20 protein-coding genes and 1 tRNA gene are annotated in these 20,962 nt (G+C 49.2%); 2 read left to right on the plus strand and 19 right to left on the minus strand.

The features are described 5' to 3' along the window. The 9 genes from ACTVJH_RS09535 to ACTVJH_RS09575 all read right to left on the minus strand — a co-directional run. Positions 1-1,669: DUF927 domain-containing protein (locus ACTVJH_RS09535; protein WP_455989778.1), on the minus strand; the 1,669-nt coding region annotated here is incomplete at its 3' end. Between the two features lie 377 nt (positions 1,670-2,046). Beyond that, positions 2,047-2,283 (minus strand): hypothetical protein, encoded by a 237-nt coding sequence (locus ACTVJH_RS09540; protein ID WP_455989780.1) that lies wholly within the window; start codon positions 2,281-2,283, stop codon positions 2,047-2,049. 801 nt (positions 2,284-3,084) lie between these two features. Further along, positions 3,085-3,759 carry a hypothetical protein gene (locus ACTVJH_RS09545; RefSeq protein WP_455989782.1) on the minus strand — a complete coding sequence of 225 codons (675 nt, stop codon included), beginning with the start codon at positions 3,757-3,759 and terminating at the stop codon, positions 3,085-3,087. Positions 3,760-4,184: 425 nt separating this feature from the next. After that, positions 4,185-4,261 (minus strand) — tRNA-Pro (locus ACTVJH_RS09550). A 151-nt stretch (positions 4,262-4,412) separates the two neighbouring features. After that, entirely contained in the window at positions 4,413-5,120 is a 708-nt protein-coding gene (locus ACTVJH_RS09555; RefSeq protein ID WP_455989784.1) for an ABC transporter ATP-binding protein, read from the minus strand. A gap of 2 nt (positions 5,121-5,122) precedes the next feature. Beyond that, complete coding sequence (locus ACTVJH_RS09560; protein ID WP_455989786.1) at positions 5,123-5,887, minus strand: ABC transporter ATP-binding protein; 765 nt, start codon at positions 5,885-5,887, stop codon at positions 5,123-5,125. Further along, on the minus strand, positions 5,884-6,831 hold the full coding sequence (locus ACTVJH_RS09565; RefSeq protein WP_455989884.1) for a branched-chain amino acid ABC transporter permease: 948 nt from the start codon (positions 6,829-6,831) through the stop codon (positions 5,884-5,886). Before ACTVJH_RS09565 ends, ACTVJH_RS09560 begins: the two co-directional genes overlap by 4 nt. A 12-nt stretch (positions 6,832-6,843) precedes the next feature. Beyond that, on the minus strand, positions 6,844-7,749 hold the full coding sequence (locus tag ACTVJH_RS09570; RefSeq protein WP_455989788.1) for a branched-chain amino acid ABC transporter permease: 906 nt from the start codon (positions 7,747-7,749) through the stop codon (positions 6,844-6,846). Positions 7,750-7,857: 108 nt separating this feature from the next. Beyond that, entirely contained in the window at positions 7,858-8,991 is a 1,134-nt protein-coding gene (locus ACTVJH_RS09575; RefSeq protein ID WP_455989790.1) for a branched-chain amino acid ABC transporter substrate-binding protein, read from the minus strand. Positions 8,992-9,641: 650 nt separating this feature from the next. Between ACTVJH_RS09575 and ACTVJH_RS09580 the strand changes: the two genes are divergently transcribed. Continuing rightward, positions 9,642-10,019 (plus strand): PilZ domain-containing protein, encoded by a 378-nt coding sequence (locus ACTVJH_RS09580; protein WP_455989792.1) that lies wholly within the window; start codon positions 9,642-9,644, stop codon positions 10,017-10,019. A 239-nt stretch (positions 10,020-10,258) separates the two neighbouring features. On the opposite strand, the gene ACTVJH_RS09585 is transcribed toward ACTVJH_RS09580, so the two are convergent. The 6 genes from ACTVJH_RS09585 to ACTVJH_RS09610 form a co-directional block, all read right to left on the minus strand. After that, on the minus strand, positions 10,259-11,686 hold the full coding sequence (locus tag ACTVJH_RS09585) for a transferase (RefSeq protein WP_455989794.1): 1,428 nt from the start codon (positions 11,684-11,686) through the stop codon (positions 10,259-10,261). 102 nt (positions 11,687-11,788) lie between these two features. Further along, complete coding sequence (locus tag ACTVJH_RS09590) at positions 11,789-13,255, minus strand: SLC13 family permease (protein ID WP_455989796.1); 1,467 nt, start codon at positions 13,253-13,255, stop codon at positions 11,789-11,791. Between the two features lie 60 nt (positions 13,256-13,315). Then, entirely contained in the window at positions 13,316-13,864 is a 549-nt protein-coding gene (locus ACTVJH_RS09595; protein WP_455989798.1) for a CBS domain-containing protein, read from the minus strand. A 38-nt stretch (positions 13,865-13,902) separates the two neighbouring features. Beyond that, entirely contained in the window at positions 13,903-14,295 is a 393-nt protein-coding gene (locus tag ACTVJH_RS09600; RefSeq protein WP_455989800.1) for a response regulator, read from the minus strand. A 290-nt stretch (positions 14,296-14,585) separates the two neighbouring features. Beyond that, positions 14,586-15,497: an ATP-binding protein gene (locus ACTVJH_RS09605; RefSeq protein WP_455989802.1), complete on the minus strand. Its 912-nt coding sequence runs from the start codon at positions 15,495-15,497 to the stop codon at positions 14,586-14,588. Positions 15,498-15,500: 3 nt separating this feature from the next. Beyond that, complete coding sequence (locus ACTVJH_RS09610) at positions 15,501-15,698, minus strand: hypothetical protein (protein WP_455989804.1); 198 nt, start codon at positions 15,696-15,698, stop codon at positions 15,501-15,503. Between the two features lie 144 nt (positions 15,699-15,842). On the opposite strand from ACTVJH_RS09610, the gene ACTVJH_RS09615 reads away from it, so the two are divergent. Then, positions 15,843-16,277, plus strand: coding sequence for a response regulator (locus ACTVJH_RS09615; RefSeq protein WP_455989806.1), 435 nt, complete (start codon positions 15,843-15,845; stop codon positions 16,275-16,277). Between the two features lie 99 nt (positions 16,278-16,376). Here ACTVJH_RS09615 and ACTVJH_RS09620 read toward each other — a convergent pair whose 3' ends face one another. The 4 genes from ACTVJH_RS09620 to ACTVJH_RS09635 all read right to left on the minus strand — a co-directional run bounded on the left by ACTVJH_RS09620 (position 16,377) and on the right by ACTVJH_RS09635 (position 20,841). Then, positions 16,377-17,396, minus strand: coding sequence for an ABC transporter ATP-binding protein (locus tag ACTVJH_RS09620; protein WP_455989808.1), 1,020 nt, complete (start codon positions 17,394-17,396; stop codon positions 16,377-16,379). A 278-nt stretch (positions 17,397-17,674) separates the two neighbouring features. Continuing rightward, positions 17,675-18,646, minus strand: coding sequence for an ABC transporter ATP-binding protein (locus ACTVJH_RS09625; RefSeq protein ID WP_455989810.1), 972 nt, complete (start codon positions 18,644-18,646; stop codon positions 17,675-17,677). A gap of 299 nt (positions 18,647-18,945) precedes the next feature. After that, positions 18,946-19,863 (minus strand): ABC transporter permease, encoded by a 918-nt coding sequence (locus tag ACTVJH_RS09630; protein ID WP_455989812.1) that lies wholly within the window; start codon positions 19,861-19,863, stop codon positions 18,946-18,948. Beyond that, the gene (locus ACTVJH_RS09635) at positions 19,864-20,841 is read right to left on the minus strand and encodes an ABC transporter permease (protein ID WP_455989814.1); all 978 of its coding nucleotides are present in this window, start codon (positions 20,839-20,841) and stop codon (positions 19,864-19,866) included. Positions 20,842-20,962 lie beyond the last annotated feature (121 nt).

The raw sequence follows: 20,962 nt of genomic DNA on the forward strand, positions 1-20,962 counted from the left end.
CAAGAGCATTATCTGTCGCTCGCCAAGATGAAATATATCCGTTGATGCCACCTCCCCCGCAAATGCTTCCTGCAATTTTGCCCAGAGTAGATTTGCCAACGGAGGAATCGCCAACGAAGTTGAATCCTCCAGATCCTGAACCCATAGGTTCGAGAAATGGTGCAGCAAAAGCTAAAGATATAACGAATTGAAGACGGTTGTTAGCAATACAGTATTTTCCAATATTCGATTTCCATTCTTCCAACGTACCTGATTGACAAAATAAATTGTCAGAGGGCAAGGTCTGCAGGACTACTTCTTCTTTTGAATTTCCATAGTTATAGTTTGGCAAAATAAATGAATCGCCATGCCATCCAATTCGAGACACACATCGTACTCGTTTTTTGGCATTTGAAGACATGAGGTAATCATACAATAAATACTTTGAATTCTTAGCACTACCTAGCCGCATACCTAAATGCATTAAGTGAGATCTATATGAGTCTCCATTACCCGCAATCATCGACATGGGCATTGCCCATTGATGCGTTTTTCCGTCAGGATCGAGTATTTCAAGCAATAGTCCCCAATTTTCGTTATCGTGGTTACGAGTGTGCGCGGTTACATGAACAGGGCTGCATACATACTCGAATAAAATATGCTCTTCTGCATCTGTGGACAAATGGTATACGCCGTCATGCCTACAAACAAAAGGTGGTTCATTTTCTACCACAACAGTTTTCGCTGCGTTAATTTGATTTCTGACTGTATCGAGTCCTTCGAGGCGGTGTAAGTCGTTGAAGTCATTCGGTTTTGATGTGATATTTTTAAAATTAGGGACGACAAAGTCGGCCTGGATTTTTTTGGCCGCCTCCATTCCCTTGACTAGCCCAGTATTGATAGCCTTCCACTGGTCATTATCAGCAGCTATAATAATTCGTTTTTTTGGGTATTTAAAACGTATTTCTTGAGCAACCGGCAATAGATTTGATGCACTGAAGGAAGCAAAAACGGAATATCCTGTAGATTCATATATAGATGCTGCTGTTGAATATCCTTCACATAGTACAATTATATCATTTTTTCCATTTATCTTGAAAAAATGAGATTTAATTTTACCATTGTCTAAAAATAATTTTTTGCCATCAGGGTATATATATTGAATTGATTGAACAATATTATCGATATTAACAGCTGGTATAATAAGTTTTTCATTGTCTTGATGTAGACCATATGAATTAATTCTCTTCTTTTGCAGGTATAAATGTTTCGATTGAGCAGGAGCAGAATTATTCCATATTTTTTTTGCATTGTTAGCTGCATCCTCATGTAGTTGCTTGCGTAGGTATGCTTCTTCTTCTTTTCCTTTTTTAATTTGTGTCCTGATTTTTTTGAAATCTTTGGGGCTAAACTTGGAAAGATTTTTGGAGTACCATGTTCCACTTAGCCCTGTTCGCCAATCTCCGTAAAATCCGCCTAACAGACCGTTCTTATTGTCGAAAATTTGGTAGTATCCAGCTTTGTCGGTAGGCGACTCATTTGTCGAGAATCGTTGTATTTTTTTTGAAAAAATGATCTCGTCTGGATAAAGTCCATGATCGGCGAGAATTTCATGAAATTTTGCCATTTCACTTTGAGTTTCGTAGGCTGGATCTTGCTGGGAGCTTTTTTTTCTACAATTTTTCTGCATGGGTTCCTCGGCAATGTTTGTATGCCCGAGATTGCTTTTCCTTGAGAGATCGGTTATCAAAAAATTGACTAGATTCTTTGGCCATTCTCCCGCAGTAGATATCGGGCAGGGGGAAGTGGTGCTTTTTTTGGAAAGGTCGGCAACTAAGGGATTTGTTGCCGACCTTTTTTGTCCTGGTTTAGTACTACGCTTCGTCCCTCAGTAAAATTCAGGGTGATTTTCTGTTCGGGTGATCTCTGATTTTCAAAGCTTGTCGGTCGAAAAAGGCGACAACTTTTTTGAAAATTACCGCTGTAGTATGTGTGTAGTTAATTTGTGTCTGTATTAACCGAGCATCCGTATCATCATGACTATTTATCCATAACTTTTATGACGATTTATAAAAATTCTATATTATTAGTCATCCAGAGCAATAGTTCATCAACCGGATAAGCTATGCTACGTCCCAGTCTAATACGTCTAGATGGACCTTTTTTCTGTGAATCTAAATTAGCCATTGTCCTTGGATGTAACAAACCACCACTAAACTCGCCTACATGTGTCCTAGCGACAAATGGAGATTTCCAATTTTTTTTAAATAGTGACATTATGCTTTCTCTCTGATCAGAATTCATAACTATCTCCTTTTTGTTGTTTGTGTCGTGGAGAAAATATAAATACTCACGAATAATGGTAAAGTGATAAAATCTACAATTTTTTTTTGTGTATTTTAAGTACCATTTTGAAAAAAAAGGATAACAAAAAAATATTTTTTTTATATAGGTATAATAAGCGTTTATGCGTTCAAATTGCTAAAAGAAAAATAACGTTTTGGTTATTTTGCGATGACGATTTTAAGATAGGTAAATTGGCATTTTCATTATTTCACCACTTGACAAATTTATTCAGAAATATTCGGTTAAAAAAATTATTCTATTTACTTTTATTTCGGGAAGTTATGCAATTTTAAATTTTTGTTACTGCTCCATAATGCTCTTCAAACTCAGATAAGGGTAAAATGAAAAAAAATGAAAATTTTACACTTATTAAAAAAATTGCTTTAAAACAGTATGTTAATGGGTTCTGTAATAAGATATGTATGGTCTTATAGGGCAACGACGGTTTTCATGATAAAATATACCGCATTCGTTTTTGTAAATCTCGATGAATATGAGGCGTTCGCGTGAGGGTGTTCTGGGGTCGCGGAGAGAGGAGCTTACTCGGAAGGTGTGCTGTTGCAAAAAAAATGGAACGATTGTCCCGTTGTCTTGGGAGTATTGTCGCCTTATCGGAAATTAACCTAAGTGATCAGAAGGAAGGTAGCCCAAGTTAATTGGGTGGCTATGGATACAGAGAGATGTTTGTTGCGGAGGAGTATGAAATGGCAAGGAAGAATATATATTGAGAAGGGTGCTATAATTTTTTGAAGTTGCAGATTATTTTGATTTTTTTTCAACGAATCCTTTATTTATCTCATATAATCTATTTGTATATGAAAAACTATCTCTAAATATTGTCCAAGCACAAGTTTTTAATATTGGTTGTGGTTGATGAGTTTTTTTGTTTTCTTGAAGAAGATTTTGAAGGTTCATTGTGAAGCATTTTTTTATCAGATCAGATCTAGTTATAATTTTTTTTGAATTCATGTATGGATCATTGTAGCATTCGGCTGTTAATTTGATCAGACTTTCTGTTCTTTTTTGTGTTCTAATAATCATTTTTTTTAAATTATTACATTTATTTTTGTACTTTTTGAGTGATGATTCTGTTTTTTTTAAATTATTTTCAAGATTTTTAATTCTTTCAATATATTTTTTTTCTTTTTCTACCAAAGATTTATATTCAAAATGTCGATGTAACAAAGTCATTCTTTGGCCTTTGTCTAAATTGGTAAACATGAAATTTTCATTTTTGAATTCATGAATAATCTTATTAAGTCCTTTCGTTTCTACAAAAGCTTTTTTGATATTTCTTGTTGAAAATTTTCTGGGTGTATTAAGTGTTTTTAGTAGACCAGTGTTTAAAAAGATACAAAGGGTATGATATGAAATTTTTAAGACCTCGACTATTTTCTTGGTATCAACGTAACCTTTGGGAATTTGCTTAGACATGACTATTTTCCTTAGGACCAATCGAGTTTTTTTATATCTCACCAGCTGCTATACATGCACCCGGTTTCAGAGGCATGTCCCTCTTTTTGGGATGTGCATCTGCTGGGGGGCAGAAGGATCAGATTCAGTTGATGTTCAGAATTCAAAGACAAATAGAGCAATTCTGGAGAGAAAGAATATTTGAAGGAGGCAGGGATTGGTGGCAAAGGGGGGGGCAGATGTTTGATCAGCATCCAGAACGATAAGTGTTTTCGCCTGTTCGGTCGAAAAATATGTTGGTGATCCTGAATAATATACTTCTAGGCAGATCTGACTGGTGCTGAAAATCTCCATAACCGCTCGCCTTACTGACACCAAAACTGACGCCAAAAACCCGGTAATACAAAAAAAGGCTTACGCTGTTTGGCGTAAGCCTTTGATTTTGCTGGTCGGGAAGACAGGATTTGAACCTGCGACCCTCTGGTCCCAAACCAGATGCGCTACCAAGCTGCGCCACTTCCCGAAGACCAATGGGAACTATACAAGACCCTACTTGCTGTCAATTAAAATAATGGCTCCCAGCGATTACGGACACGCTCTGTGCCTTGGTGGAAAGCGGGTTGGGCGATTCTGGGCGGGTGAGGGGGAAATCCTGGTTCGACAAGGTATGGCTCTCATCCTCCCAGATAGGCCTTGCTGATCTCCGTGTTTTTGAGCAGATCATCGGCCTTGCCTTCCAGGACGATACGGCCGACTTCCATGACGTAGCCTCGGTCGGCCAGCTTCAGGGCGGCTCGTGCGTTCTGTTCAACAAGCAGGATGGTCACGCCGGACTGGCTGATTTCCTTGACGGTTTCAAAGATGGATTTGACCAGGATGGGGGCGAGTCCGAGACTGGGTTCGTCAAGGAGGAGCAGATCCGGGCTGCCCATGAGGGCCCGGGCAATGGCCAGCATCTGCTGTTCACCGCCGGAGAGGGTTCCTGCGAGCTGTTCCCGTCGTTCGTTGAGTCGGGGGAACAGGGAGAAGATCCATTCCTGGTTTTTGGCGATCTTGTCCTTGTCCGTAAGGGTGAAGGCTCCGAGATTCAGGTTTTCCTGTACGGTCAGCGTACCGAAGACACGGCGTCCTTCCGGGACCTGGGAAACGCCTTTTTTGACGATATCATGGGCATGCAATGTGGTCAGGTCGTCGTCCTTGTACCGGATCGATCCCTCGCTCGCCTTGACCAGACCGCTTATGGACATCAGCGTGGTGGATTTGCCCGCCCCGTTGGCACCCAGGATGGTCACAATCTCGCCCTGTTCAACGGCCAGATCGATGCCGTGCAACGCTTCGACATTCCCGTATGTGACATGAAGATTTTCGATTCCAAGCAGCATGATCAGTCCTCGTCGGTTCCCAGATAGGCCTCGATGACCCTGGGATTGTTCTGTACGACTTCCGGGGACCCTTGGGCGATGAGGGCGCCGTGCTCCAAGACAATGATCTGTTCACAGATGCGCATGACCAGACTCATGTCGTGCTCGATGAGCAGAACGGTTATTCCCCGTTTTTTGATTGCCTTGATGAGTTCCACCAGGGCGGCGGTTTCCTGGGCATTCATCCCTCCGGCCGGCTCGTCCAGGACGATCAGCCTGGGTTGAGCGGCCAGGGCCCTGGCGATTTCCAGGAGGCGTTGATTGCCGTAGGAAAGATTTTTGGCCTTGTTCATGGCCTGGTCACTCAGACCGACAAATTCCAATTCCCTGAGGGCGTTACCAATGGCCTCTTGTTCCTCGCGACGCTGAGCAGGCAGCCGGAACATGGAGGAAAAGATCCCCGAGCGCATCCGGCAATGACATCCGGCCAGGACGTTTTCAATGACCTTCATGTTCGGGAAGAGGCGGATGGTCTGAAAGGTCCGTGCGATCCCCTTGCTGACAATATCATGGGTGGAGGTACGGATCAGGGATTCGCCGCCAAAGACGACCTCGCCGGTATCGGCCCGGTAATTGCCGGTGATCAGGTTGAAGACCGTGGTCTTGCCGGCTCCGTTGGGACCGATCAGCCCCATGACCGTGTTTTCCTCCAGATCGAAACTGACGTCATTCACGGCCATGAGACCGCCAAAGGATTTGGTCAGATTGGATACATGCAAAAGCGTCATGACCGAGATCCTCCTTTGTTCACCTTGTCCAGCTTGTAGATACGGGGCAAAGGCGGAAGAATCCCTGCCGGTCTGAAGATCATCATAACGACCATGGCCGCACCGAAAATAAGCATCCTGGCGCTGGCAAACTCCCGGAAAATTTCAGGGAGTCCCACAATGAGAAAGGCACCCAGGATCACTCCGGGAATGCTTCCTGAACCGCCCATGATGACGATGGTGAAATAGAGGACCGACTCCCAGAAGGAAAAGGATTCCGGCGAAATGATCATCATCTTGGAGGCATAGATGTTTCCGACCATGCCTGCCCAGAACGCACCGAGCACAAAGGCGATCAGTTTGTAATGGGCCGTATTGATCCCGCATCCCTCGGCAGCCAGTTCGTCTTCCTTGATGTAATTGAGGGCTCGTCCGAATCGTGAATCCTCGAGCATGCGGAACAAGACCACGCTCATGCCCAGAAAAATCCAGATGTAATAATAGAATTGATGAGGCCTTCTGATTTTCATGCCGAAGAATTCAGGTCGGCCGATTCCGAAAATTCCGTTTGATCCGCCGGTAACCCCGAAGATATCGTTGACCAGGGCGATGCGCACAATCTCAACGATACCGATGGTCACGATGAGCAGATAATCCCCACGCAGATGGATGATCGGCCGGGCCACAATGGCCGCAAAAACGGCAGCTGCAATGCCGCTGAGCGGCATGAGCCAGATGATAGGGATGTGATACACGGTATTCAGGATGGCCGTAACATAGGCACCCACGGCAAAAAAGGCTGCATGGCCCATGTGGAACATGCCCGCATGGCCGAGGATGAAATTGAGGCTCAGGGCCAGAATGGCATAGATGCCGATATTGTTCAGCACATCGACCCAATACGGGTTCAGAAATGACGGACAAAAGGCCAGAACAACGACAATACCTGCGAAAAAAGCATACATTTTTTTCATGGCCTACACCTTTTCAGCAACGCGTTCACCCAACAATCCCGTAGGCCTGACGATCAGAATGAGAATCAGGACAACAAAGGCGATGGCATCCTTCCAGGCAATGGACAGATACGCGGCTCCCATGGCCTCGATGACCCCGAGAAGTATCCCGCCGAGCATGGCCCCGGGGATATTTCCGATGCCCCCGAGAATGGCGGCAATGAACGCCTTGAGCCCGTACATCCACCCCATGGTGAAGTTGACCTGGCCATAGTACATGCCGACCATGACTCCGGCAGCGCCGCCCAGGGCCGGACCGATGAGAAAGACGATACTGATGACCCGGTTGACATTGATACCCATGAGCTTGGCTGCTCCCTGGTCAATGGCTGCAGCACGAATGGCCGTACCTGTCTTGGTCTTCTGGACGAAAAAGTACAGGCCTGCCATGAGCAGCAGCGAGGTGGCCAGAATGATGATTCTGATCAGCGGAATTTCCAGCCCCAGGATGTTCACTGCCATTTTGGGCAGGATGTCGTGGGGATAAACCCTGAATCGTGCCCCGTAGATGAGCATGACCGCGTTCTGAAAGAAGATGGAGGCCCCCAGGGCGGAAACTACGGCTGCCAGACGATCGGCCCCGCGCAGGGGCTTGTAGGCGACGCGTTCCAGGATGACCCCGATAATGGCCACCAGACCCATGACCATGACCGCCAGAACCAGAATGCCGACCACCGGACCAAGGGTCTCGGTCAGCCCCATGGCCGTGAGCAGGGTCAGTCCCAGATAGGCCCCGATGGTGAACAGGTCGCCGTGGGCGAAATTGATCAGCTTCATCACCCCGTAGACCATGGTGTACCCGAGGGCGATGAGGGCGTAGATGCCTCCTACAGCCAATCCATTGGTCAATTGTTGGAAAAAAAGCTCCATAAGCGTTTCTCGTGTTTCCGCAGGACGTTACCCGATTCCAGGGAACCGGCATGAAAAAAGACGCCGGGAGCAGGGAAGACCCCGGCGTCTCTCCTAGGTGAGATGGTGTTATTTGGGCTGGAGAATGAAGGCACCGTTCGCATCGACCTGGTACAGACGGTAGAGGTCGCCGATACGGTCACCCTGGTCGTCAAAGGATATCTTTCCGGTCAGCCCGGGCATGTCCTTGAGCCCGGTGTGCATGTACTTGGCCAGGACATCGGGATCAGTGGATTTGGTATTTTTGATGGCCGTGGTAATGGCCAGGAACCCGTCACCGGAGAGCACGGCCCACACGGAACCGGGCTCGGAATCATATTTTTTGGCATAGCTTTTCAGGAATGCATCGGCTTCGGGAGTGTCCAGATCCTGGGGAACCGGAGGGCTCAGGAAATAGAAACCCTTGGCTGCATCCTTGCCCGCGATTTCCACCAGCTGGGGATTGTTGGTGGCATCGCCGCCGAGAAAGGGAACATCCCAGTTCATCTCCATCTTCTGGCGGAGCATCAGGCCCGCTTCGGGGTAATACCCGGTGAAAAAGACCACTTCGGGCTTGGTTGCCTTCATCTTCATCAGGATGGAGTTGTAGTCCCGTTCACCCGGGGTCATGGCGTCATAGAAGACGACTTCGGCTGAACTGGGCGCAAGGAGTTTTTGGGCCTCTTCGGCAAGTCCCTTGGCATAGGTGGTGTTGTCGTGCAGGATGGCGATGCGCTTGAAACCCATGGATTCAAGGGTCTTGACGGCAACCTTGCCCTGTTCGTCATCCCTGGGGCAGGTACGGAAAAATTTGTCCAGCCCCTTGGCGGTCAAACGAATGGAAGTGGAACCGTTGGCAATCTGGATGATGTCGAAATCAGCGAAAATATTCTGGGAGGCCTCGGTCACGGCTGAACCGTAGGTGCCGATGACGGCCACGATGCCCATGGTGGACAGACGCTGGGCGGAAAGGGCTGCGGTTCGGGGATCGCCGCCATCGTCACCGATAACTATTTCCACATCGTTCCCCAATAGACCGCCCTTGGCATTCAGGTCTTCGGCCAAAAGCTCCACGATCTGTTTCATGTCCTGACCTTCACTGGCCCAGGAGCCGGTCAGGGGACACATCAACCCGATCTTGATGGTTCCTGCCCGTGAAAAACCACACATAAATGTAAGGACAAGAAAAGCGAGCACCATTGATTTGACAGATTTTCCAAACATGAGAGTCTCCTGTGAGCGCCAATAGGTTTTACGAATTTGTCAAAAACCTCCAAAGCCGGATTGTTTCGTGACCAGACACGTCATTTTCGGGTCAGAAAGTACACGGCTAACTAACTGATTTCACGAATTTTGGCAACGTGAAATTCCCATACCCCAAGGTCTTGAGCCAAAAAAACGATAACATGTGGGATGTATTACATGATTTGAGCAGGGAGAAAGCAAAACCGATCTCGATAAACGCCATTTCTGTCAATTCTGGTCTACCATGTCTTTTTGGCGGGTTTTTACAGACCGGAGGTGAAAACTGATTGCTGATTTTTTAAAAAAAGTCCCTAACTACTCAGTAGGATTGAAACGGATGTCGCAAGCAGGTCATCCCGGCGCAGGCCGGGATCTCCTGGGCCTCGAGAATTGTATGTCGAATAAGCAGCTGCCCCGTCGAACAAGATCCCGGATCACGTCCGGGATGACGATCAAAGACGACCTGCGTCTTTTGGGCTACTTCCGAATTGTTACAAAGGTCCGACAAAAGAAAAGGAAAAATGAAAAATGTATAACATCCCATATTTTTTTGATTTTTTATTGTCACAAGGATTGTTTTGAGATACGGTTGCTTCCAAAATGTACCCAGTGGGGCAAAGGAGGTGACCATGCAAGGGCAAAAGAATTCCGCCACGTTTCAGGAACATCGTGAAACCAGATCCTATCGAAGGATCGCCCATTCCACTCCGGTCCAATTCGTGAGTGAAAATTCCTATCGGACCTATCATGCAACCATGAAGAATTATAGCAGTGGCGGTATGTATATCGAGTCTGAACGCCCTTTGGTTCCGGGAAAGGATATTCGGATCAGCATGTCCGATTACACAGCCAAGGAGAAAAAGGGTCCGGAGATATTCAGCGGGTATTTCGGACGGATTGTCTGGTGCAATCCCGTCGAGTCCGCGTCCTCTGACGTCTATGGGGCAGGTATCGAGTACGACTATCCGGTGTATTTCCATGAAATCAGCGATCAGGGCAGGTCCTGACTCTTCGGGCGTATTCTTCGCTGGATGGTGATCATGAGATCGTTTCCAGCCCTGGCTGGGCTTGTCTGGGATGGAACGATTATGATTGTCTGTTCGTGCAGAAAATGACAAAGGGACGAAATCCTTGAAGGATTCCGTCCCCTGTTGTATGTTCTGATGGCGTGCTTGCCCGGCAGATCAACGCTTCCCTTTCTGACAGATTGCCACGGGATCGTTTGGTATCGATCCTATCCGGGGTATCAGTCTTCGAGATGGGAGATGTCCATGGTCGGATACATCCCGCGAAGCGGTCCTTCCGCATAGGGCTGGATGATGTTGAAGGAGATGTCCTGGCCTTTTTGAGCGTGCCCACCCTTGTCCTGCCCTGTATAAAAGGCACCGTTGGCCTCGAGGATATGGGTGATCCGATGTCTGAAGGCGTCCACAAAAGCCTTTCCGTGACCCTGAAAGACCATGGATCCGAGCTCGAGTTTGCCGTCCACCTCTGCGAGCTCATCCAGGGAGACGCTGTTTTGCTTGAGATCCTTCTGGCTGGTGATCAGCCCCCAGGCCAGGGTGTTCTCGGGGATGGTTACCGGTTCCTTGGCGTCAATGATCGCATGGGGCATGATGATCGAATCCTTGCCAATGGTGATGAGCGCGTCCTCTTTGCCGTGGAGAAAGGCATTGAATCCGACGAACACGTTTTCCCCGAGTATGGAGCTCATGACCTTGCCGCCGTGGGCAGTGACATTGTTGCCCTTGAGGGTCGAATCAATGATATAGCAGTTCTCCTGGGCGTTGGAACCCCGTCCCAGGGAAGAATTTTCAATATACGCCCGCTGGGCCACAAGGACATTCTCCCCGATCAGGGTTTTGGGTTTGACCACGGCGTACGGACTGACCGAGGCCCCCTGCGTGGAGAAGGGTGGCTGATTCTGAACCCGGCAATAAATGGATTCGAACTCCTGTTTTCTTGACTCCACGAAATCAAAGAGAATGCCTGTGGGACGTTTGTGGGGCTTGAGATCGATGTATTTTTTGAGGGGTTCCAGAGGGAAGCGGTATCTGTAATCAAAGTTGCCCTCGGATCGAACCCAGACCATGCCCGGCTCGATCCATTCATGAGACAGCTCCCCGACCTGGACGTAGGCAAAGGTGCCCACAACGCAGTCGTGCAGGGAGGTTAGGTCCACGGTGGAAAAGGGTCCCAAAAAGGCTCCTTCCATGGGGGCTCCGTGGATGTTGGCGTAGTGTGTGGAAAAGGTGTTTTTGATGCGGAATTCTTCCAGGTTTTCCGGATCATGGGAGAAGTTGTGCACAAGGGTTTTAACCAGAAAACTGTCCTTGATAACCACCTTTTCATCGTGGTGCAGGGGAATACTGAGGCCTTCGTAATCGAACTGGGTTCCTTTGCGTTTGAATTCGTCGCCTCGGATGTCGGTCTTGTAGATAAGGGAGTGCTCGACCGTGCATCTTCCCAAAAAATAGCTTCCAGCCAGGCAGGAGCCCTTGAATCTGAGATGCAGGGGAAGATCCGGGGAGAGCCCGTAAAAGGCATAGAATTGAGTAAATTTTTCTTCCGGGACGATTTCCAGGGCATACGGACCGCAATCCACTTTGGGACCACGCAGATTGATATTGATCCGGTTGACGATACGTCGGGTGAGCTGGCGTAGATGTTCCATGAGCCTCCTTGGCGTTTCATCGGTACGTTTGGCATCGCAACAGGAACCACGGAAGGCATTGCTGCATTCCGTGGTTCGTTGAGTTGCAATGGGTGGTGCTATTTATGAGGGAATAATGATGGGCATACCCATAAACGGCCAGATGACGTAGACGGCCAATCCGACAACAATCATGAGCAACACACTTGCAGGAATTCCATACAAGAAGAATTCCCCGGTTGTAAACTGTTTTGAGTCGTAGGCAATGGCGTTGGGCGCCGCTCCCACCAGGAGCAGGAAGGGCATGCCTGCGGTTACCAGGGAGGCGAATAAAATCACTTCCGGAGCGACATGCAGGAAGGGCGCAATGACCAATGCCACGGGTAGGGAGATGGCAATGGCGGCCACGTTCATGATGAAGTTGGTCATCATCATAACAAAAAAGGCGATGGACATGACAAAGACGAACCAGTGGGCATCCTTGAACATGTTCAGCCAGTTGATGGCCAGCCACTCGGCGGCTCCGGTCTGCCAGAGACAGAAGCCGATGCTCATGGCCCCGGCGAACAAGAGGATGATGTTCCAGGGAACGTCTTCCAGATTCTTGATATCCAGAATCTTCAGCACATAGAACAAGATGGTCGAGACCAGGATGATGGCGGTCTTGTCGATGGCCTTGAGCTCGGGGACAAAGGAACGCAGGGACATGACCAGAATGACGCCACCCACGATGACCGCAGCCAGTATTTCATTGCGGGTCATGGGGCCGAGGTTCGCATTGAGCTCCGTTGCCTTTGCACGCAGACCATGGATGATCTTCTTTTCAGGTCGAAACGCGATCATGATGAAGCCCCAGAGCAGAAAGACCATGAGCCAGCCAATGGGGGCCATGTAGTAGGTGAGCTGGAAAAAGGTGATGTCCGTGCCAATGATTTCCTTGAAAAAACCAACGGCAACCGCGCCGCGGGCTGCGCCGAGCAGGGTGATGATACTTCCTGCACCGGCCACGTAGGCCATACCGATGAACAATCCCTTGCCGAACCGGGTCTGCTTGTTCCCTTCGCCGTACAGGGCATAGATGGTCAAAAGCAGAGGATAAATGGTCGCGGCAACAGCGGTGTGGGCCATAAGGTGGGTCATGGCGGCGGTGACTACAAAGCATCCCAGATAGATCATGCTCGTTTTCTCCCCCACGATCATGAGCATCTTGTAGGCAAGACGTTTGGTCAATCCGGTTTTGGTGAACACGGCACCGATGATCAGGGAGGCGAAGATGAACAGGACCGAAGGGTCCATGAAGTCATTGAAGGCCACCTTGGCTTCACGGACATGAAACATGGCCTGAAGCACGCCGATGGCCAGACTGGTAATGCCGATGGGTACGACCTCGAAGACCCACCAGATACCGGCGAGTAAGAATACGGCCAGGGCCCCCTTGCCCTCCTTGCTCAGGACGATGTGATCACCGGTGATGGGGTTGACCGCGTCCGGCCAAGGGGGACAATAATAGACAACGGTGAACAAGGTGACACCAAGTAGAATAAAGAAAATCCGGCTCCACTCGACCCCACCGGTTTTTGCTGCAGTCATTATGTATTTCTCCTTGCTTGTAGAAAAGTGGATATACTAAGTTTATACAGTGTCATGTATTTAGGGAATTTCGCATTGTTCGATGGCTTCGCAGATCTTGCCGAAGATGTCATAGGAGCGGAGCACCCCCACAAATTTGCCATTTTTTTTGACCAGCAAAGAATGTTTGTTGTCCAGGATCATGCGGTGAACGGCAATATCCAGGGTCGCATCCGCATCGATCACGTTTCTGGGAATCAGCTTTTGCTCGATATCGTTGAGCACCACATGGGACGTCTTCCGACAGAAGTCCTCCAGGGGATTGGCCCAGAGATCATACGATTCGAGCATGGATTCCACATAGCCGGGCTGGAAGCCGAACCGGGAAAGATCGATCTCTTCGACGTCTTTGTATTTGGGTTCCATGAAACGAAAAATATCCAGAATGGTCAGCATGGAGGCGATCTCGCCCTTCTGGGTGACGATCAGCAGACTGGTGTGGATATTTTTCTTTTTTTCTTTTTGAAGTTTGCGCAAGGTCATGACCGCTTCAAACAGGGTCTTGCTTTCATCGATTTGTGCATACTCTCCCAGGGGGATCATGAGTTCCCCAACCTTGATAGTTTTCACTTTGAACCTCCTCGCTTATTGGAACGATTGTTCAGCCGTCATATGCCGGATTGACAGGAAGAAGTTTCCCACCTTTTTTGAGCCTGTTTGATGGTCTTGACCAGAGCGTGAATGTCCAAGGGGAGATAGATTTCCTCGAACGGGCCGATTTTCATGGCCTCTATGGACAGGGAGACCTGCTCCGCATTGGTCAGTAAAATGATCTCCGTACGGGGAAAGGTGTTTTTGATAGACTTGATGAGGACAATACCTTCCCCTTTGATTCTCTCCATATCGATGACCACGATACCGATGGGCCTGGCTCGGAGCTGATCTTCGACCCCGTTGACCCCGAGTTGTTCGACAACCTGGATGTCATGTTGACGAAGTCTTGAGGAGAGGTGGGTCAAAAACGAACGATCAGTGTCCACAAAGAGAATTTTCGGAGTCATAGTCTGTACGCTGCAAAAGGTTACAAGATAGATTGTGAAATAGCAAACAAGGTGCCATAATTTATGGTATATTATTTCAGCATGTTAATTTTTCAAAGAGCAGCCTTGAGATGAAAAGAAACGAAATGAAACATATTGGAAAAATCGAATGGAGATGTTTTGAAACAATATGATACAATTAGTCAAAAAGAAGGACAAGGTGAGAGAGAGGAGGTGGTAGGGTGATACGGATCGTCCCGGAGTGGACCTGGAATTTTCCAGCGCAGAGAGAGGAACGGTCCCGGGTTTAATTACTTGTCTGCACGCATGTATTCACGGATACGACAGGCCCCGCAGAGCTCCCCTTCTGGCGACGATGTGGGGAAGCCGCATTGGGGGCAGGGACGCAGGGGCAAGTCCCCTTGTTCGTTGGTTTGGAAATGGGGTCGTCCGTGTTCGAGGAATTTCTGGTAGAAGCTGCGTTTGCGTCCGGGCTGGATTTCTTCGAGCTGGTTGAGCAGGTTTTTGTAGATGGTAAAGCTGGCCTTTTTACTGAACGGACAGGGATGATACCCGTATTCGATCCCGGCCAGAAAACAGAGATTGGCGGTCTCGAATTCCGAGAGGGTATACAGGGGTTTGACCTTTTTGGCAAAGCCATTTTCGCCAGGCAGGACCGGCCCCTGACTTTCCAGATACGTTGTGTCCCAGGCCATGACGTTGGAGAACAATCTAGCTGTTTCATCGTCCAGATTGTGACCGGTGACAAGTACGGAATATCCGCCTTCTACAGCCATTTTATTGAAAAAATGACGCTTGAGCTGGCCACAGACCGAACAGATGGGGCGTTTGACCCGTTCCCGGACAGCGGGAATGGCCAATCCTTCAGCCGCGAACTCCACGATCTGCAGGGGGATGTCGAATTGAGCGCAGAATCGTTCGGATATGTCCCGGGCCATGAGGGAGGAATTTCCAATACCCAGATCAAGATGCAGTCCTGTGATGTCATAGCCGAGTTTCTTCAGCTGCCAGGAAACGGCCAGGGAATCCTTGCCTCCACTGATGGCCACGAGCAGTCTGTCATCTTTTGAGAACATCCTTTGGGAGTGGATGGCCCGTTCCATCTGCCGGGCAAAAAAGATCAGGTAACACTCTCTGCAGAATGCCGTGTTATGACTGGGCAGGGCCACTACCGCAGGCTGTTTGCAGCGTTTGCACTTCATCTTTTATCCTCGTGAGACCACATCACGGACAATGAGAGTGTCGCTGGGTCCAATTTTTTGATCAGGAGTAAGCAGCTCTCCCTCGCGGATGACCAGGACGTTGCCTGGCTTGCGGTCGATCCGATTGAGGAGCTGGAGTACTGAATTGATTTTGGGGAATGAGTGACGGATGTTGTCCGGTTCTATGGTTACTTCCACCATGATGCGAATACCTTGGATTGACAGGTTTCTATTGAGAAGGGGTAATAACTGTGGTAGCGAAATGGAATAGCTCAAGTGGGTTGTCTATTTTTTCGATCCGGGCTATCAGGGAAATATCCATAAAAAACAGCCGGAGATGCTATTATGAAGCACCAAAAAGTTCTTGTGGTAGACGATGAGCCCCATATTCGCATGCTCTATCAGGAGGAGCTTGAAGCTGCCGGGTATCAGGTGGCTGTTTCCGATGGAAGCGATAAGATTGTTCCATTGATCGCTGCGGAAAAGCCCGACGTGGTTGTCCTGGATATCAAACTGGGGCCGGAACGATCCGGACTCGATCTGCTTCAGGACATTCGCAGAGAAGATCAGGAGATCCCGGTGATTCTCTGCACGGCCTATGACAGCTTCCAGCAGGATTTCAAGTCCATTGCCGCGGATTATTATGTGGTCAAGTCCGTGGACTCCACTGAATTGCTGACCAAGATCGGGCTGGCCATGAAAAAGGCTGAAGCCGGACCGGAAAAAAAGTCGCCTGCTGTGGAGGAACCGGGTGATGATGATTTTATTCTGCCGGGATGAACCATCTTATGAGTCTCTGGATTGTCTGCGGGTCGGATCACACTCAGGTCTCGTAAAAAGTATGATACGCCTGCCATCACTGACTGGTTCGATTCGGGATCAGATTCTTTTTTCCTGCACAGCGTGACAGGCGACTTTGGTCCCGTTTTCCAGGGTAATCAGCTCTGGTCGTTCGTTTATGCACCGCGTGTTACAATGGGGGCAGCGACCGTGGAAGAAACATCCCGAGGGCAGATTGATGGGGGTTGGAACCTCGCCGGAGAGTTTGATATGTTTAAGCCCCTTGTGCCCCAGCCGGGGAATGGCACTCAACAGGGCCTTGGTGTACGGATGGCTGGGCGATTCAAAGAGGTCTTCGGCCCTGGCAAGCTCGCACAATGATCCCAGATACATGACTGCCACCCGTGAACTGATGTGCTCAACTACTGAAAGATCATGGGTTATGAACAGATAGGTCAATCCTTTTTTTTCCTGAGCATCCATAAGCAGGTTCAGAATCTGTGCCTGGATGGAGACATCCAGTGCCGAGATGGGTTCGTCAGCCACGATGAACTCCGGATCGACCATCAGGGCGCGGGCGATACTGATGCGTTGGCGTTGACCCCCTGAAAATTCATGAGGAAACCGGTCTGCCCAGGCCGGGTCTACGCCCACAAGCTCCATAATCTCGTCGACCTTGTCTGTAAGTTCCGCAGCCGATTTGTCCGGGCGATGAAAGGCCACGGGTTCAAGAAGGATCTGTCTGACCTTCATCCTCGGATTGAGAGAAGCGTACGGGTCCTGGAAAATCATCTGCATTTTGGCCCGGTAAGGAAGCATTTTTTTCGCGTCGATATTGTCGATTCTCTCTCCCCGATACAGAATCTTGCCGCTCGTGGGTGGGTACAGCCCCAGAACCGTCCTGCCCAGGGTTGATTTTCCGCATCCTGATTCTCCCACCACACTGAATGTCTCTCCCGGAAATATACTGAAAGAAACATCATTCAGCGCCTTGACCGTTGTCTTCGTGCGCACGGGCCTGCCATTTTGAATGCTCAGCTGATCAAGAAAACCTCCAGAAATATCAAATACCTTGACCAGGTTCTTGACTGAAAGAATTTTTTCTATGGATGTAGACAATTTTGGTTGCATGGGAGATTTGGGATAAAGATTGTAAGATTATATAGTTTTTAATGTATGAAAAGTAAGTAGGGCACAGAAGTACGCAGTACGCAGTGCGCAGTATGCAGTACGCAGTGCGCAGTAAAAAACAATTTTTCAATGAATAGTTGTTACAATTTCGTTTGTAAAATACTACGCGGAGAGATCATCCTGAAAGAACTTTCAAAACCAGGGCAGTTCCTGCGCACTGTGCACTGAGTGCTGCGCACTTTTCATTCACTGCGTATTTTTTTTATTTATTCGTTAGTAACCAAATGACACGCCACCATACCCCGTCCGCCGGAACAGGGATGCAGCTCGGGTTCGCGTTGTCTGCAGATATCCGTACACAGGGAGCATCGCGGGTTGAAGGCACACCCCTGGGGGATGGAGGTCAGATTGGGCATCATCCCGGGGATTTGGTTGAGACGGTTGCCACGTTGCTTGCTCTGGGGCAGGGCGTGGATCAGCCCCTGGGTGTAAGGATGCCGGGGGTTGCTGATGATATCATCGGTCCGTCCTTTTTCAACGATTCGTCCGGCATACATGACCGCAACCTTCTGGGTCACCTGGGAGACCACGCCGAGGTCGTGGGTGATCAGGATGAGCCCCATTTTTTTGGTCTCGCAGAGCTCAAGCAAGAGATCCATGATTTCCGCCTGAATGGTCACATCCAGGGCGGTGGTCGGCTCATCGGCAATGATCAGGCTCGGATCAGTCAGCAGGGCTATGGCGATGACAATGCGCTGGCGCATCCCCCCGGACATCTCGTGGGGATACTGGTCGAGCCGTTTTTCAGGTGAAGGGATATAGACATTGCTCAGTTTCTCCACGGCAATGGCCTCGGCCGCTTTGCGGGACATGCGTTTGTGGGCCAGGATGGTCTCGACCATCTGCGTACCGATGGTCAGCACGGGATTGAGGGTCATCATGGGGTCCTGGAAGATCATGCTGATCCGGTTGCCTCGGAGATCACGCATTTTTTCCAGGGGATAGTGGCTGATCTCTTCCCCCTCAAAAAAAATTTCTCCTGAATCGATGAACCCCGGCTGACTGATCAGATTGATGATCGAAAAACCGGCCACGGATTTGCCCGCCCCGGATTCCCCCACAAGACCCATGCGCTCGCCCTGGTCCAGGGAAAAGGTAATATCGTTGAGTGCTGTCAGATCGCCGGCGCGCAGACCGAATTTGACTACCAGGTTTTTGACTTCAAGCAGTTTGGACATGGGGGAAAATTTTAGGTTTTAGGTGTTAGGATTTATGTAGAAAAGTACACAGTGTATGAAAAAGTGCGCAGGCATAAAAAGTACGCAGTACACAGTGCGCAGTGTATAAAAAAGTGCACAGTGCGCAGTGCGCAGGGCACAGAACTAACTGCACTGATTTTGAAAGTTGGTTCTGGATGATGTCTGTTCGTACTATTTTATAAATAAAATTGTGAGAATCATTACCAAAAAAAAGGTTTTCACTGCGCACTGCGCACTGTGTACTGCGTACTTTTTATGCCTGTGTACTGCGTACTTTCTTATCCTTTGTACAGCTTCGGGTTGAGCACGTCCCGGAGCCAGTCGCCCAGGAGGTTGATCACCAGAATGAGCAGGACCAGAAGGAAGCCGGGAAAGAGGGTGATCCACCAGGAGCCGGAAAAGATGTATTCGAATCCGGAATTGATCAGGGAGCCCAGCGACGGTTTGGTCACGGGCATGCCCAGACCCAGGAAGGAGAGGGCAGCCTCGCTCATGACCGCGTTGGCCACCTGGACCGTGGAGATGACCAGGATGGGTGAAAGCGTGTTCGGCAGGATGTGCCGCCACATGATCCTTTTGGGGGAGAAGCCGATCACCCGGGCGGCTTCCACGTATTCCTTCTTTTTTTCCGCAAGCACCGAGGCCCTGACGGTTCGCGCATATTGGGGCCATTCGGCAAAACCGATAACCAGAATCAGAAAGGGCACGGCCATTTCCTCGAACCGGGCCACGCCAAAGGCGGCCTGAAAGATGGCGCTCAAAAATATGGCCACCATCATGGTTGAAAAAGAGAGCTGCACATCGGCCATCCGCATGAGTAGAGATTCTATTTTTCCTCCGCAATAGCCTGCCGTGAGACCGAGGATGATTCCCAGGACAGCCTGCATGCACACCGCTCCGATTCCGATGAACAAAGAGATGCGCATGCCGTAGAGCATGGTGCTGAAAAGATCGCGTCCCTGGTCATCGGTTCCGAGCCAGTAGGAGGGATTGCCCCCTTCGAGCCAGACCGGTGGAGTCTCGGCGTCCATGATGTCGATGGTTGTGGTGTCATAGGGGTCATGGGGCGCGAAAACCGGAGCTCCAATGCCCATGATCACCAATACGAGTACAATGGCCAGGCTGATGATGGCGATCTTGTCGTGGAGAAAGCTATAGAGAAAGTATGATTGTTTGAATTTTTTCCAACGTCCCATTTATGACCTTCCTGTGATCCTGACCATGGGATTGACCAGGCCGTAAATGATGTCGATGAGCGTGTTCACGCACACGAAAATGGCTCCCACAAAGATGAGATAGGCCACCAGAAGGGAGGTGTCAGAGCGTTCCACTGCCTCGAGAAACATGAATCCCATGCCCTGCCATTGAAAGACCGTTTCCGTCAGAATGGTGTAGGCGATCATCATGCCCAGCTGCACCCCGCCGACGGTGATGACCGGCAGCAGGGTATTCTTGAAGGCGTGAACGAACCAGATCCGCCACCTGTGGATGCCCTTGGCCCAGGCAAATTTGATGTAATCGGTCTGCAGAACCTCCATCATCTCCGAGCGGATCAGCCGGATGAACAGGGGAAGCATGATCGAGGAGAGGGAGATGGTCGGCAGAATCAGGTGTTTGAGCCCGTCCAGGGTAAGCAGCCCGGTGTTCCACCATCCAAAGACGTTCACGGTCTCTCCCCTTCCATACGAGGGCAACAAACCCCATTTGATGGAAAAAAGATACACAAGCAGAATAGCGGTTAAAAATACGGGAAAGGAGACCCCTACAATGCTCCCGCTCATGGCGAATCGTGAAAAGAGTCGCCGGGGATAGATGGCCGCATAGATGCCCACCGGGATGGAGACCAGAACAATGAGAATGGAACTGCACAGGACCAGTTCCAGGGTGGCCGGGGCCTTTTTGAGGATGACCTCCATGGCCGGTTTTTTGTAAAAAAAGGATTGACCGATATCGCCCTTGACCGCCTTGGCCAGGAAACGGCCGTATTGGACAAGGAAGGGATCGTTCAGGCCAAGTTCATCACGCAGGGCCTCGCGCTCGGCAGCGGAGACCGAGATGCCGGTGAGCTGTCTGACCGGATCGCCCACATTCTGCTTGATGGCAAAGCCGATCACGCTGATGACAAACATGACCACCATGGCCTGGAGGATACGTCGGACTATGAAGGCAAACATGACTGGTGTCCGGGGTAGAAGGGTGGAAGGAAAAACAAGGATTTTGAATGTAAGAAATTCAAGAAATTTAAGAAATTACAAATAGTGAGAATACATGTCTTCAATTTCTTCAATTTTCTAT

The sequence above is a fragment of the Desulfoplanes sp. PS50 genome, from assembly GCF_053851535.1.

Excerpts from the sequence above, each read along its gene's own strand:
- ACTVJH_RS09610 (WP_455989804.1), bottom strand. The coding sequence starts at position 15,698 with ATGGTGGAAGTAACCATAGAACCGGACAACATCCGTCACTCATTCCCC.
- ACTVJH_RS09580 (WP_455989792.1), top strand. The coding sequence starts at position 9,642 with ATGCAAGGGCAAAAGAATTCCGCCACGTTTCAGGAACATCGTGAAACC.
- ACTVJH_RS09575 (WP_455989790.1), bottom strand. The coding sequence starts at position 8,991 with ATGTTTGGAAAATCTGTCAAATCAATGGTGCTCGCTTTTCTTGTCCTT.
- ACTVJH_RS09560 (WP_455989786.1), bottom strand. The coding sequence starts at position 5,887 with ATGACGCTTTTGCATGTATCCAATCTGACCAAATCCTTTGGCGGTCTC.
- ACTVJH_RS09585 (WP_455989794.1), bottom strand. The coding sequence starts at position 11,686 with ATGGAACATCTACGCCAGCTCACCCGACGTATCGTCAACCGGATCAAT.
- ACTVJH_RS09545 (WP_455989782.1), bottom strand. The coding sequence starts at position 3,759 with ATGTCTAAGCAAATTCCCAAAGGTTACGTTGATACCAAGAAAATAGTC.
- ACTVJH_RS09615 (WP_455989806.1), top strand. The coding sequence starts at position 15,843 with ATGAAGCACCAAAAAGTTCTTGTGGTAGACGATGAGCCCCATATTCGC.
- ACTVJH_RS09625 (WP_455989810.1), bottom strand. The coding sequence starts at position 18,646 with ATGTCCAAACTGCTTGAAGTCAAAAACCTGGTAGTCAAATTCGGTCTG.
- ACTVJH_RS09600 (WP_455989800.1), bottom strand. The coding sequence starts at position 14,295 with ATGACTCCGAAAATTCTCTTTGTGGACACTGATCGTTCGTTTTTGACC.
- ACTVJH_RS09570 (WP_455989788.1), bottom strand. The coding sequence starts at position 7,749 with ATGGAGCTTTTTTTCCAACAATTGACCAATGGATTGGCTGTAGGAGGC.
- ACTVJH_RS09555 (WP_455989784.1), bottom strand. The coding sequence starts at position 5,120 with ATGCTGCTTGGAATCGAAAATCTTCATGTCACATACGGGAATGTCGAA.
- ACTVJH_RS09635 (WP_455989814.1), bottom strand. The coding sequence starts at position 20,841 with ATGTTTGCCTTCATAGTCCGACGTATCCTCCAGGCCATGGTGGTCATG.
- ACTVJH_RS09590 (WP_455989796.1), bottom strand. The coding sequence starts at position 13,255 with ATGACTGCAGCAAAAACCGGTGGGGTCGAGTGGAGCCGGATTTTCTTT.
- ACTVJH_RS09540 (WP_455989780.1), bottom strand. The coding sequence starts at position 2,283 with ATGAATTCTGATCAGAGAGAAAGCATAATGTCACTATTTAAAAAAAAT.
- ACTVJH_RS09605 (WP_455989802.1), bottom strand. The coding sequence starts at position 15,497 with ATGAAGTGCAAACGCTGCAAACAGCCTGCGGTAGTGGCCCTGCCCAGT.
- ACTVJH_RS09630 (WP_455989812.1), bottom strand. The coding sequence starts at position 19,863 with ATGGGACGTTGGAAAAAATTCAAACAATCATACTTTCTCTATAGCTTT.
- ACTVJH_RS09565 (WP_455989884.1), bottom strand. The coding sequence starts at position 6,831 with ATGTATGCTTTTTTCGCAGGTATTGTCGTTGTTCTGGCCTTTTGTCCG.